The sequence below is a fragment of the Williamsia maris genome, from assembly GCF_024171815.1.
Lineage (GTDB): Bacteria > Actinomycetota > Actinomycetes > Mycobacteriales > Mycobacteriaceae > Williamsia_A > Williamsia_A maris.
Window position 1 is genome coordinate 643804 of sequence record NZ_JAMTCJ010000002.1, and the last position, 13483, is coordinate 657286.

The following is a 13483-nucleotide window of genomic DNA, read 5'->3' on the forward strand; positions in this document are numbered from 1 at the left end:
GGCGATGGATGTCTACCGCACCCCCGACGAGCGCTTCGCGAATCTGCCGGGCTGGGATCACGAGCCCCGCTACCTCGAGTCCGACGGCCTGCGTATCCATCACGTCGACGTGGGGTCCGGTGACCCGATCGTGTTGTTCCACGGCGAACCGACCTGGAGCTATCTGTACCGGAAGATGATCGGTCCGTTGGCCGCCGCAGGCAATCGCGTGATCGCCTACGACCACGCGGGTTTCGGGCGGTCCGACAAACCCACCGACCGCGACTGGTACACCTACGATCGGCACTCCGCCATCGCCGACGACGTGCTCGACCAGCTGCAGGTCACGCGCGCGACCGTGGTCGTACAGGACTGGGGCGGCCCGATCGGTCTGCGGTGGGCGGTCGAGCACGCCGATCTCGTCGACCGGATCGTCATCATGAACACGGGACTGTTCACCGGGCGGGTGAGCCGAGGATTCCTCGCCTGGCGCGACTTCGCCGAGAAGAACCCCGATCTGCCGGTCGGGACGATCGTGGGAGGGGGCACCGCGACCGACGTGCCCGCCGACGTCATCGCCGCCTACGACGCACCGTTCCCCACCGCAGAGTCGAAAGCCGGAGCCGCCCAGTTCCCGCTGATCGTCCCGGTCGACGAGTCCGCTGCGGGCGCCGCCGTGATGGCCCGTGTTGCCGACGAACTCTCACGGTGGGACAAGCCGGCGTTGCTGGCCTTCTCCGACAGCGACCCGGTCTTCCCGCACCCGCGCTCGGGACAGGCGTTCATCGACCTCATGCCGACGGTCGAGGACCAGGTGACCATCACCGGGGCCGCGCACTTCCTGCAGGAGGACCGCGGCGAGCAGATCGCCGACGAGATCATCGAATGGATGAGGTCGTGAACGATGGTCGGTCCCGATGAGATCACCGTGGGTACCTGGAACACCGAGTGGGCGCCGGGCAAGGGCATCCGGGCGACGATGGTTCGCGAGCGCCTGGCCGCCGCGAACGCGGATGTTCTCGTCGTCACCGAAGGACGACGCGACCTGCTCCCGGACGGCGGACACGTCGCCGATGGTGGCGACGACTGGGGCTATGGGCAGCAGCGTGACCGCCGCAAGGTGATCGCGTGGTCGAGGTGGCCACTCACCGGCATCGAGTACATCACCACAGGCGGGGGAGCCGGACGGGTGATCAGCGCATTAACCGCCGCACCGACCGGGCAGATACGCATTCTTGCCGTGTGCATTCCGTGGTCACGAGCCCATGTCAGCACCGGGAGGCGAGACGCCACGGCGTGGTCGGAACATCTCGACTGCCTCGATCAGCTCGAGGCGCTGAACGCACACTTCGACAGGAACGTCCCGACCGTTGTCGCAGGCGACTTCAATCAGCGTGTCCCCCGGGGAAAGCAGCCGGCTCATGTCGCCACCCGGCTCGCCGAAGTCCTCGACCCTTGGGTTGTCCATACCGCCGGCGACGTCGAGCACGGCCCCCTGATCGACCACATCGCGTCCGATCTGACCTGCACGGAAATGCGCACCTGGCCAGGTCATTCGGGTGATCACCGGCTCAGCGATCACTCCGGCGTCGTGTGTCGGCTGACGCCGTGATCACGCGGCGACAGAAGTCGTTCGATGCCCGTCGCGCCATTCCCACGCCGCGTAGAGCACTTCGAGGGTGTAGCCGAGATCGAGTCGTCCACCGCCGACGGGTTCGACCGAATCGGGTGCGATGTCGGCGTCTGGTCGCCAGTTCGCCGGCACCTGTGTGGCCGGGGCGACCTCGATCAGCGAGCCGTCGGTCCGATGAAACGAGAACCGCTGCACCCCGAGAGCACGGATCGAGAACTTCCCGTGGTGCAGCGCGCGGTGATGCGTCGAGCACAGCATGATGAGGTTGTCGGGATCGGTGGTGCCGCCGTCGCGCCAGAACCGGACGTGATGTGCATGCAGGTGGCGCGTCCGACCGCACCCCGGATGTCGACATCCACGATCGCGTTCGAACACCACCCGCAGCAGAGCACGCGTGGGCAGTCGTCGTTTGCGACCCATCTTGAGCGCGACACCTTTGCGGCCTTTCCTGTGGGTGACCCGCCGGGTCGAACCGCCGCATGAGGCCTCTGCGACCTCGGCGTCGGAAATGGCCGGTCCGGCATCGAGGTGTGACTGCGTGGCATCAGCGTCGGTGTCCGTCTCGCTGTGGATCACGACCTCCGCGCCGGGTGCGAACTCAGGCATCGCGATCACCGTCTGCGCGGTGTCGGCCATCGCGACGACCGCCTCGGCGATGTTCGACGGGACGTGACGCCACAGATCGACCGATCCGTTCGCGCTCCGCGGAGCGTTGTCACCGGAGGGGTCGTCGGAGCCAGGGAGAGGGAGGTCGGGATCGTCGGCGGAGCGGGTCCGTTCGTATTCGCTGCGCACCACGCCGGCGAGGAATCGCGCTCCGTCCACGGGCGCGAGACGCATCGTGACCGCCAGTGTCCCGTCGTCGTTCCACCGCCATTGCGCAGTCGATTCGACGTGACCGCTGCATGATTCGTCCTCGGTCCGGTCGATGTGCTTGATCGATCGGACGATCCGCTCGACCTGCGCCGCGGTCGCCGACAGCGCCACCGACACCAGCTCCTCCTCACGATCCGGGGTCGCCACCCGCGTCAGCGCACGCACCTTCGAGTACGACAGCCGGCCCTCGGTGAACGCTTCGTGCATCTGCGGCAGGTCATGCAGCGCGTGGGCGATGCGCAGATGATCCTGTGCCGCGCGCAGCGACAACCCGGTGCGCCACGACAACCAGTGGGCGCACGAATTGATGCCCTCCCCGGACCACACCCCGCGGGTGTCGAATTCACGGAGCAGATCGAGGAATCGGGCGGTCAGGGCCGCGATCTGACTTGCGTATCCCACGACGCGCTCGGTGAGAGCGTCATCCGACAGCGCGTCCGGACTCGCGTGATCGAAGATGTCGTTCGCATCGTCCCCGCGCTCCGCGGAGCGTTTCGATGCAATGGCTGTGACCGTCATGTTTTCCCCCGATGACATGCAGTTATGAACTGCAGCAATGATATCGAGGGCCTCTGACAATCCGAGTCGGCCGCGCTCCGCGGAGCGCGGCGAGACCGCCGGTGTCAGTCGGCGACGAGCCCGTTCCGGTAGGCGTAGGCGATGGCCTGCGCACGATCCCGCAGGGCCAGCTTGGCGAAGACGTTGTTGATGTGGGTCTTGACGGTTGACTCGCTGACGAACAACGTCGCCGCGATCTCGCGGTTGGTCGACCCATCGGCCATGTGCGTCAGCACCTCTCGCTCCCGGGTCGTCAACGAGTCGAGTCCCGGACCGCTCGCCGGGGTCGAGGGGTCGTCAGCCCCGGCACGCGCGCCGCGCAGGAGACGTTGCTGCACAGTGCGATCGAGCACCGATTGTCCGGCCGCTGCGGAACGGATGGCCGCGGCGAGCTCGTGGCGGTTGGCGTCCTTGGTCAGATAACCGCGCGCGCCGGCGTCGAGCGCGCGGAAGACCGACTCGTCGTCGTCGAACGTGGTGAGCACGATGACCGGCAGCTCGGGGTTGTCGCCCAGCAGCGTGCGCGTGGCGTCGGCGCCGTCCATCACGGGCATCCGCAGGTCGGTCAGGACCACATCGGGTCGGTGTTCCCGCACCGCGTCGACGAGCGCCGCGCCGTCGGGGGCGGTGGCGACGATCGAGAGGTCCGGCACCAGGTCGAGCATCGCCGCCAGGGCATCGCGAATGGTGGCCTGATCGTCGGCGATGACCACCCGGATCGGATCGGTGGTCACAGGTCGACCTCCACGTGGACGGTCCAGCCGCGACCGTCAGGTCCCACCGTGAGCCGTGCGCCCACCTCGGCCGCCCGTTCCCGCATCCCCGTCACACCGACACCGGCCCCGTCGTCGAACACCTGATCTCCCCTCGTCGTGTTGACCACCTCGATGGTCAGTAGATCAGCCCCGAACTCGACGGTCACCGAGGTGGGCGCGCCGGGCGCGTGCCTGCGGGCGTTGGTCAGCGCCTCACCGACGATGCGCTCGAGGTGCCCGCTGGTCTGGCTGTCGACGGCCCGCGGTCGGCCGGTCACCGTGACCGTCTCGGTGCTGCCCAACGACATCGCCTCGATGGTCGCGACGAGGTCGCGGCGTTCGTCGCGCAGCGCGTAGACGGCTTTGCGGGCCTCGACGAGTCCGTCGGTCACCAGGGTCTGGGCGACGGCCACCGCCTCCCGCCCTGCGTCGGCGCGACCGTCCTCGAGGAGTGCGTCGGCGAGGTTGAGCTGCATGTTCACCCCCGACAGTGAATGGGCGAGCACATCGTGGATCTCGCGGGCGACCCGCGCCCGCTCGGCGAGTACCTGCGCCCGGCTCTCCGACGCCACAGCGCGCTCGGTCTGCTCCACCTTCTCGTGGGCCAGGCGCATCGCGGCGGCGCGGTCCCGGCGGGTCATCCCGATCAACACGGCGAGCCCCACCAGCAGCGGCCAGTAGTAGAGCGCGCCGTCGAGACGAGCGAGCGTCGCCAGGAACGCGGTGACCGAGGTGACCGTGGCGATGACGACGGCGGGCACCGCGGGAAAGCGGAACCCGGCCGTGCCGGCGAGGATGGGGGCGAATGCGGTTGCGGGACTGTTGAGGTCGAACCCGAACAACAGACCGCACACCACCCCGCCGAACAGCGTGACGGCAAAGGAGATCCGGACGGGCACCCGGCCGAACGGCACCAGGCGCAGCATCATGGCCAGGGTCCCCAGGATCATGAGCGTCAACCCGTACAACCCGCGTCCGGTCACACCGAGTGGCGAGACGGCGAACCAGGCGTAGATCACGATCACCGCGTTGATCGCCGGCATGAGCCGCATCATCGTCGCATCGGTGATGCCCGCGCCCGTGTACCCGTCCGCGGGCACCGGCGGCGACAGGCGAGAGAGGTTCGGCGAGCGCATAGCTGACCACGATGCCACCGCGAGCGCCGTCTCGGCTCCACCCGGGGGTGGAGACATTTCTCCACCCGGCCTCCACTGCGGGGTCGATCCGCATCCGCGCTCGCCGCAGCAGAGTTGATCTCGAGCGACACACCGGTCGCACCGGCCCACCGGGACAACCCAAGGAGTAACGATGTCCGACCTCACGCAGGCAGTCGAGATCAGCGGCGGAATCTTCGCCCTCATGATGGCGACCCAGTACGGCACAAGACATTTCGGCTGGCACAAGATCGCGCTACCGGTCCTGGCCGTCTCGGGATTCGGCTACTCCTACCTCAAGGACGCGCCCACCGACCACAGCTCGGTGATGCTCTATCTCGTCGGCGCGGCGATCGGACTGGTCTTCGGGGTGCTCGCCTACGCGTCCACCGCGATGTGGGCCGACCGCACCACCGGCTCGATCATGACCCGCTGCGGCGCGGCCTTCGTCGCCGTCTGGCTCGTCGCCATGGTCGCGCGGATCGGGTTCGTCTGGGCCGTGTCCGACATCCCGGCGTTCCAGACCTGGGTCGGCGAACACATGATGTCGATGCACCTCACGACCGAGGCCATCGCGCCGTTCTTCGTGATCTGGGCGCTGACCATGGTGGCGGGCCGCCTGGCCGGTCTCGTCGCCCGGTCACGGGCGTTGCGCACGCAGTTCGACGCGACGCGGTCCGCCACGGTCTCGCCGGTCACCGCGCCGGTGATGACTCGAACTGCCGGGTGACAAAAGTTGCCGCAGCCCGCACCGCGCGTGCGGATTCGGGAGCGAACAGCGGGAACATCTGGAAGACGTGCGTCTGATCGGGCCAGATCTGCAGCTCGCTCCGACCGCCCGCGGCGGTGAGCCGGTGATGGATGTCGCGGGCGTCGTCGGCCATCACCTCGAGCGACCCGGCCTGGATGAGCGTCGTCGGCAGCGCCATGTCCGGTGTGACGGGGATGGTCAGCCGCGGATGGTCGTCGGCGACGTCGCCCAGATACATGCGGATGACGTTGGCCCCGAGCCGCGCATCGATCATCGGGTCGCGGTGGCCACCGTTCTGCCGGGCCATCGACAACCCGAAGGTCGGGTCGGACAGCGGCGAGAACAGCACCATCGCGCGGGGTTGGCCGATGCCGTGGGCATGGTTGTGGGCGAGCAGATCGAGCGCCATGTGCCCGCCGGCCGAGTCGCCGGCGACGACGATCTGGTTCGGCGAGTAGCCCTTGTCGAGCAACCACTGATATCCCGCGATGGCATCGTCGCCGGCCGCGGGGAATCGGTGCTCGGGCCCGAGGCGGTAGTCGAGGCTGAACGCGGGCAGACCGGTCAGCGTGGACAGGCGCGAGACGAGCCCGCGGTGGGTGCGGGGAGAGCAGACGACGAAACCGCTGCCGTGCAGGTAGTAGATGATCGTCCCGCCCGGTGTGACACCGCGACCGTGCACCCATTCGCCGCGCACGCCGTGCCGCTCGCGGACCCGAGAGACCGATGTTCCACGTGGAACCGGGCTGAACCGGATCATCGACTGGTTCACGATCGGGCGATACGCCCTGATCATCGCGGGTGAGGGTGCCGTGCGGGCATCGACCGAGCGCAGTCCGAAGCCGGAGCTCAGGGCAGGTATGGCCAGCCCGAGCGACGTGTTGAGGGTGCGGGATCGGCGCGATCCGCGGCTCGGGTGCCAGGGCATGTCGGCGTCCTCGCCGATCGGATCCCGGTCGGGCTCGGCCCCGCGGGCGGTGAAGACCATCGAACGAATTCCTCCTCGTCGCGCAGGACCGCGTTCGGTGGACCCGCGTTTCGACGGTAACGCCGCGCGTCCACGGGCGTGGGCGATCGGGGGATAGAAGTGAATCGAACGTCAGGTGTCATGACATCCGTCATGGGCGATGCGTGACATCTGATCCCGGTGACGGTGCCCGCGTGGGCGCACTGTCATGGGTATGAACATCCCACTCGCTCTCCGCGCCGAAGGGCTGACGAAGTCCTTCTCCGACCGACGGGGCGGCATCGTCCGCGCCGTCGACGGTGTCGACCTCGCCATCCGTCAGGGTGAGGTCGTCGCGTTCCTCGGCCCCAACGGGGCAGGCAAGACCACGACGCTCGACATGATCCTGGGCCTGAGCACACCGGACTCGGGTCGCGTCGAACTGTTCGGTCGCAGCCCGGCCGACGCCGTTGCCGCCGGGCGCATCTCGGCCGTCACGCAGACGGGGGGACTGCTCGACGACTTCACCGTCGGCGAGACGGTCGCCATCGTCGCCTCCACCTACGGCGGCTCGGTGGATCCCGCCGAGGTCATGGCCCGCGCAGACATCGCGGGTATCGCCGGGCGGAAGGTCTCCAAATGCTCTGGTGGGGAACGACAGCGGGTGAAGTTCGCGCTGGCGTTGCTGGGAGACCCCGACCTCATCGTCCTCGACGAGCCGACGGCGGGGATGGACGTCGAGTCCCGTCGGGGCTTCTGGGCCGCGATGCGCGACGACGCAGGCAACGGGCGCACCATCGTCTTCGCGACCCACTACCTCGAGGAGGCCGACGACTTCGCCGACCGCATCGTGATGATCGCCGGCGGACGGGTGGTCGCCGACGGCTCGACCGCACAGATCCGCGCCCGGGCATCGGGCCGTGTCGTCTCCGCCGCAGCCGACCCCGACCGGATCGACTGGATCGTCGCCAACGCCCCGAACGTCACCGCCACGGAGGTGCGCGGCGGGCGCGTCTACCTGACCAGCGAGGACTCCGACACCGTCGCGCGCTTCCTGTTCCACCACGACGCTGCCCACGATCTCGAGATCGTCGCCCACAACCTCGAGGACGCCTTCGTCGCCCTCACCTCGGCCACCCCGGAGAAGACCCGATGACCACCCTCGCCACCCCCACCGGAGCCCTGCGCGGTTTCTCGCCGACCTACGTGCGCATCGACGTACGCCGCGTCCTACGCAACCGCCGGGCCATGATCTTCACCCTCGCGATGCCGACGCTGCTCTACATCGTCTTCGGCGCCACGCAGAAGTACGGCTCGGACATGATCGGGCACGCCAACACCGCGGCCTACGTCATGGTGCACATGGCCGTCTACGGCTCGATACTCGCGACGACGACCAACGCCGCCTCGGTGGCACTCGAACAGCGGGACGGCTGGACGCGCACGCTGCGGCTGACGCCGTTGACGCCACTCGCCTACGTCGCGTCCAAGGCCATGGTCGCCATGACCGTCGCGGCGTTACCGCTGCTGCTGTTGTCGGTCGTCGGTGTGTTCACCGGGGCCCGCGCGCCCGTGCTGGTCTGGGTCGGGTCGATCCTGCTCGGCTGGCTGGGCTCGTCGGTGTTCGCCGCATTCGGCATGGCCATCGGCAGTGCCCTGAAGTCCGAGGCCGCGATGCAGGTCAGTGGCGGCGTACTGACGCTGCTGGCCTTCGGCGGCAACGTCTTCGTCCCGTTGCAGGGCGGCATGCTCACCTTCTCGATGTTCACCCCGATGTTCGGCATCAACTCGCTGGCCAACTACCCGATGACCGGCGGCGACACCGTCTACGGCGAGCACATCCCGCTGTGGGTGAGCATCGTCAACATCGGGGTGTGGGCGGCGATCTTCACCGCAGCCGCGATGTTCTTCTACCGTCGCAGCACCGAACGCCAGTGACGGGGCGAGTTCCGCCGCGGCCCCGCCTACAGTCGATCCGGTGAGAGTGCGTTCGCTGGGCCGAGACGACATCCGGTGGGCCTTCCCGGCCATCTGGCTGATCTTCCTCGCCTATCCCGTGATCGGCCTGCTCGACGCCGACGAGTCCGCCACCCGGACGGCGGTGGGGCTGGCGCTGATCGCGGCGTTCGGCGCGGTCTACGTGGTTGCCTGCGTGCACGTCATCCCGATGCAGCGCAGCAATCCTGATCCTCGGATCGCGCTGCGCTACTTCATCATTCTGGCGGTGATCGCGGCGGCGACGACACCGATGCTCGCCAACGGGTCGCTGTCCTTCGGGCCGTTCCTGATCGCCATCACCGTGTTCGGACTCTCCCGTCCGTTCGGGATCGTCGTCACCGCGGTCGTGATCGGGCTCGCACTGATCGGACCAGAGGTGATCGACGGGTGGGATTTCGACCCGGGAACGGTGATCGCATTGGTGGTGTCCGGGGGCGCGATGCTGGTGGCACGGAACCTGCAACTGCGCGAACGTGAGCGCGAAGCCGCCGAACAACGCAAACGCGAACTCGACGAGCAGCTCGCCGTCATCGCGGAGCGGGAACGGGTGGCGCGCGACGTCCACGACATCCTGGGCCATTCGCTGACCGTGATCACGCTGAAGTCCGAGCTGGCCGGGCGCCTCATCGACATCGACCCCGAGCGTGCGAAATCTGAACTGGCGGAGCTCCACTCGATGTCACGGCAGGCGTTGGCCGAGGTGCGGTCCACCGTCGGTGGTCTGCGCACACCGGATCTGCGGACCGAACTGGCCTCGGCGCGGACGGCCCTCACAGCAGCCGAGATCGAGGCCGATCTGCCCACCGACCTCGCCGACATCCCGCCTGCGCGCAGCGCACTGTTCGCGTGGGTCGTGCGCGAGTCGGTGACCAACGTGGTCCGTCACAGCGGTGCGCGTCGGTGCGCGGTCGACGTGGCCGACGGACACATCGAGGTCGTCGACGACGGGTGCGGCATCGACGAACACGCCTTCGGCAACGGTCTGCGCGGGCTCACCGAGCGGGTCGACGCGGCGGGCGGGGCGCTGAGCGTCCGGGCGACGGGGACGGGCACCGCGGTGCGGGTGACGCTCGGATGACCACCCCGATCCGGCTGCTGCTCGCCGACGACCAGGCGCTGGTCCGTGGCGCACTGGCGGCCCTGCTGGGGCTGGAGTCCGACCTCGTCGTGGTGGCGCAGGTCGGACGCGGTGACGAGGTCCTCGCCGCGGCCACCGCGTCGTCCGCCGATGTCTGTCTGCTCGACATCGAGATGCCCGGCGCGGACGGCATCGAGGTCGCGGGGATCCTGAAACAGGCGCGCCCACAGACACGATCGCTGATCGTCACCACCTTCGGACGTCCCGGTTACCTCCGCCGCGCGGTGGCGGCCGGAGCGTCCGGGTTCGTGGTCAAGGACACCCCGGCCGCCGAGCTCGCCGACGCCGTGCGCCGGGTGCACGCCGGACTCCGCGTCATCGATCCGACGCTGGCGACCGAGAGCCTCACCGCCGGCGACAGCCCGCTGACCGACCGCGAGCGAGAGGTGTTGCGCGCTGCGCTGTCCGGTGCGACGGTGGCCGCGATCGCCGGGCAGGTGCACCTGTCGGCCGGGACCGTGCGTAACTATCTGTCGAGCGCGATCGGCAAGACCGGCGCCAACACCCGCGCCGAGGCGGCGGCCACCGCGCAGCGCCGCGGATGGCTCTAGGCGCCCGACAGCGGCGACGAGAACGTGCAGGGCGCGATCGGCGCGGCCGGATCCAGAGCGTGCAGAACGTAACTCAGCGCGCGCCGGTCGTAGGTGATCGACAGATGGTCGGTGAAGTTGCGGTCGCAGGACTGCTGCAGATCGATGTTGGTCACGTTCGGGCCGCGCAGGAACGCCGAGGTGTACGGCGTGACCACCTCGTCGAAACGCGTCTCGATGACCGTGTATCGCACGCCGGGGACGGTGTCGCCGCCGGCGTTGAGCCGACGCAGGAAGTCCGATCCGATGAGCTGCTGCCGGATCGCGGTACCGAGCCCCAGGCGCAGCGCCTCGGGGACACCCGGGATCGCGGCGAGACCGAGGACGGTCGTCCCGTGGTTGGACGGGGCGAGCCCGATGAGCTGGTCGACCGAGGCGGCCCCACCCAGGTTGCGCAGGTAGTACCGCGGCATCATGCCGCCCTGCGAGTGACCGACGATGTCGACCTTCGCCGCACCCGTCGACGCCTTCACCCGGTCGACGAACCGGGCGAGCGTGGCGGCCGACTCCTCGATTGGACCGGTACCTCCGACCTTGCCCGCACCGGGGAACCCGAGATAGCTCGACCCGGGCTGTTGCCCGAAGTTGAAGGCGTAGACGCAGTACCCCGCGTTGCGGAGCAGCGGCGAGAGCGCCTGCCAGTCGATGGTCATGTTGAACAACGTCCCGTGGCTCAGGACGACCGGCTGCGGGTGCCGCGCCGTGGGTCGGCAGCTCCAGTCGTTGGCGCCCGGCGGTGAGCTGTCGGGTCGGTCGATCGCGACGGCGGTGGCCGCACCGAGCGAGTAGGTGACCGGTAGCGGCCGGGCCGATGCCGTGCCGGCGAGCCCGGTCAGGGCGAGGGCCGTGATCGCCACGGTCGCAATCAGTGTCAGCAGTGCGCGCATGGACGGCGCCTCTCTCTTTGCCCGTTGTCAACCGGGTCCATGGATCCTTTGCCCAACGTAAGACCGGGCCCGGGCCCGTGTCCGCGTTTTCGGTCGATCCGCATCGCCCCTACGATGTGCAGTGCACGGGCCGGGGTGGGGGCGTCGGCATGGAACTCACGGGGAAGGGCACTGCCTTGGCGTCCGTCTCCGCGCACCGCCCCCTGCAGGCCGTCATCGGCCCACGCGCCCGGGTGCGCTCGGTGTTCCAACCCATCGTCGAACTCGACACCGGTCGGGTCGTGGGGCACGAGGCACTCGCCCGGTTTCCCGACGTGCCCGACCTCGGGCCGCTCGAGGTGTTCGCACGCGCACGCGACGCCGGCGCGGTCGCCGACCTGGACTGGGAATGCCGCAGGGCCGCGTACCTGGGAGCCGGGACGGCCGGTCTGGGAGCGCCGCTGTACCTGTTCGTCAACGTCGAACCGAGCGTGCTGGGCACACCGCCACCGTGGCCCGTCGACCCCGACGAGGTCGCCGCGATCGTCAAAGCCATCCCGACCGTCGTCGAGCTGACCGAACGCTCCCTGTTCACCGACCCGCGGTCGGTCATCGCCGCCACGGACTGGGCCCGATCCCAGTCGTGCCTCGTGGCCCTCGACGACGTGGGCGCCAATCCCGACTCGGTGGCGATGCTGGCCATCGTGCGGCCCGACGTCATCAAGCTGGACCGCTCGATGCTCGCCGATCAGCACTCCGACGAACAGCTCAGAACGCTACGGGCGGTGTGGGATCACGTGGCCCTCACCGGTGCGCGGATCCTCTGCGAGGGGGTCGAGACCGAGCGTGATCTCGACCGAGCCCGCGGATGCGGCGCGAGCCTGGTCCAGGGCTACCACCTCGGCCGCCCGGGCGAGCTGGCGACGGTGGATCTCAGCGAGGCGGCGACCGGAGGTCGGATCAGGCTGGGCATCGACCCCGAACAGGTGCCGACCCCGCGAACCGACCCGACGACCCTGCTGGAGGGAAGCAGGGTCCGGGTGTCGCCGGTGAGCGAGATCGCCCGCATCGGAGCGGCCTTCGACGCGACGCGGTCGGGTCGGCGGGTCGGTGGATGCGTCCTGCTCTCGCTACACGATCCGGCGTTCTACACGTCCTGGTTGGCGCGTCGCTACGGCGAACTCGCGGCGACGAACTCGCTGGTCGGCATCATCGGGGTCGGCCAGGACCTGCCCGTGGGCGTGCGGAGTTCGCGGGTGGAGCCCATGCGCGACCACTTCGCCTACGTGAGCCTCGATCCCGACTTCGGCATGGCCGTGGTGGCCCGTGATCTCGGCGACGACGGGCCGATCGCCGAGCGGCGCCACGAGTGGGTGCTGACGTGGGACCACACCGAGGTGATCGAGGTGGCCCGCAACCTCCTCGGCCGCCTCACGCCGCTCCCGCACGACGGCCTCCCCGCCCAGGTGGCGCCCGACGACGAGCGCTCCGACCTCTCCGACCTCGCCGCCACGATGGTCCGGGTGGTCCCGGGGGTCGAGAGTGCCGGACTGGCCTTACGGACATCGAGCGGTCTGCGGACCCTCGCGGCCAGCGACCAGTACCCGTTCCTGCTCGACCTGCTCCAGCACCGGTACGCCGAGGGGCCGAGCATGGAAGGGACGCAACATGATCCGATCATCCACATCGACGAGTTCGAGTCCGACGGACGATGGATGTCGTTCCGGGCCGCGGCCAGCTACGCCGCGCCGATCGCATCGGTCCTGTCCTTCCGACTCTTCACCGGCCCGAGCGGAACCGGCTACCTGACGCTGTACTCGCCGCGCAACCGCGCTTTCGACGCCGCGTCGGTCGAGGCCGCCCACGCGCTCGCCGGGTACGCCGCCGGGGTCTGGACGCGCCTGCGGGCCGCTCCCGACGGAGATCGCGGTGACGTGGTCTCCGACCTCGGTCGCACGGGGCTGTCGGACCCCCTCGACGCCGCGGTGGCCGTCGTCACCGGACGGGACGATCTCTCGCCGCACGCGGCACTGCGCAGTATCGTGGAGACCTCGGCCTCCACCGGCTCATCGCTGCAGCAGACGGCGCAGCAGATGGCGCGTCGAACCTCGACCTCGTCCACGACGATTCCTGGCTCCGATTTCAGCTCAGCGGGACCGTCGTGAGAAAATTGTCCGATGATCTCGGATCGGGGAGACCCCTCGGCGGTTATCAACGGATGTCATGACCACAGGTGAGT

The 13483-nt window shown here is 69.1% G+C and carries 13 protein-coding genes; 8 read left to right on the forward strand and 5 right to left on the reverse strand.

Annotated elements, in window-relative coordinates; genetic code table 11:
- Positions 1-4 precede the first annotated feature (4 nt).
- Positions 5-880: a haloalkane dehalogenase gene (locus tag LX13_RS10065; protein ID WP_253661192.1), complete on the forward strand. Its 876-nt coding sequence runs from the start codon at positions 5-7 to the stop codon at positions 878-880.
- 3 nt (positions 881-883) lie between these two features.
- A complete protein-coding gene (locus tag LX13_RS10070) occupies positions 884-1591 on the forward strand; it encodes an endonuclease/exonuclease/phosphatase family protein (protein WP_253661193.1) in 708 nt (235 codons plus the stop codon).
- Here the strand turns inward: LX13_RS10070 and LX13_RS10075 are convergent, their stop codons facing one another.
- From LX13_RS10075 to LX13_RS10085, 3 genes are all read right to left on the reverse strand, one after another.
- Positions 1592-3007, reverse strand: coding sequence for an HNH endonuclease (locus tag LX13_RS10075; protein WP_253661194.1), 1416 nt, complete (start codon positions 3005-3007; stop codon positions 1592-1594). It lies immediately after the preceding gene.
- Positions 3008-3111: 104 nt separating this feature from the next.
- Positions 3112-3780 carry a response regulator gene (locus LX13_RS10080; protein ID WP_253661195.1) on the reverse strand — a complete coding sequence of 223 codons (669 nt, stop codon included), beginning with the start codon at positions 3778-3780 and terminating at the stop codon, positions 3112-3114.
- Positions 3777-4937 carry a sensor histidine kinase gene (locus LX13_RS10085; RefSeq protein ID WP_253661196.1) on the reverse strand — a complete coding sequence of 387 codons (1161 nt, stop codon included), beginning with the start codon at positions 4935-4937 and terminating at the stop codon, positions 3777-3779. Before LX13_RS10085 ends, LX13_RS10080 begins: the two co-directional genes overlap by 4 nt.
- 172 nt (positions 4938-5109) lie before the next feature.
- Here LX13_RS10085 and LX13_RS10090 point away from each other — a divergent pair, with 172 nt between their 5' ends.
- Positions 5110-5685: a hypothetical protein gene (locus LX13_RS10090; RefSeq protein ID WP_253661197.1), complete on the forward strand. Its 576-nt coding sequence runs from the start codon at positions 5110-5112 to the stop codon at positions 5683-5685.
- On the opposite strand, the gene LX13_RS10095 is transcribed toward LX13_RS10090, so the two are convergent.
- Positions 5651-6694, reverse strand: coding sequence for an alpha/beta hydrolase (locus LX13_RS10095; protein ID WP_253661198.1), 1044 nt, complete (start codon positions 6692-6694; stop codon positions 5651-5653). The genes LX13_RS10090 and LX13_RS10095 overlap by 35 nt on opposite strands.
- A gap of 193 nt (positions 6695-6887) precedes the next feature.
- Here LX13_RS10095 and LX13_RS10100 point away from each other — a divergent pair, with 193 nt between their 5' ends.
- Genes LX13_RS10100 through LX13_RS10115 form a run of 4 tightly spaced genes read left to right on the forward strand, consistent with a single transcriptional unit; the run spans position 6888 to position 10339 of the window.
- The gene (locus LX13_RS10100; protein WP_253661199.1) at positions 6888-7808 is read left to right on the forward strand and encodes an ABC transporter ATP-binding protein; all 921 of its coding nucleotides are present in this window, start codon (positions 6888-6890) and stop codon (positions 7806-7808) included.
- On the forward strand, positions 7805-8590 hold the full coding sequence (locus LX13_RS10105; protein ID WP_253661200.1) for an ABC transporter permease: 786 nt from the start codon (positions 7805-7807) through the stop codon (positions 8588-8590). Before LX13_RS10100 ends, LX13_RS10105 begins: the two co-directional genes overlap by 4 nt.
- A 40-nt stretch (positions 8591-8630) precedes the next feature.
- Positions 8631-9728, forward strand: coding sequence for a sensor histidine kinase (locus LX13_RS10110; protein ID WP_253661201.1), 1098 nt, complete (start codon positions 8631-8633; stop codon positions 9726-9728).
- On the forward strand, positions 9725-10339 hold the full coding sequence (locus LX13_RS10115; protein WP_253661202.1) for a response regulator transcription factor: 615 nt from the start codon (positions 9725-9727) through the stop codon (positions 10337-10339). The genes LX13_RS10110 and LX13_RS10115 overlap by 4 nt, the downstream gene beginning before the upstream one ends.
- Here LX13_RS10115 and LX13_RS10120 read toward each other — a convergent pair.
- Positions 10336-11265 (reverse strand): esterase/lipase family protein, encoded by a 930-nt coding sequence (locus LX13_RS10120; RefSeq protein WP_301300842.1) that lies wholly within the window; start codon positions 11263-11265, stop codon positions 10336-10338. The two genes, LX13_RS10115 and LX13_RS10120, sit on opposite strands and share 4 nt — an antisense overlap.
- A 149-nt stretch (positions 11266-11414) precedes the next feature.
- On the opposite strand from LX13_RS10120, the gene LX13_RS10125 reads away from it, so the two are divergent.
- The gene (locus tag LX13_RS10125) at positions 11415-13409 is read left to right on the forward strand and encodes an EAL domain-containing protein (protein ID WP_253661203.1); all 1995 of its coding nucleotides are present in this window, start codon (positions 11415-11417) and stop codon (positions 13407-13409) included.
- The last annotated feature ends 74 nt before the right edge of the window (positions 13410-13483 follow it).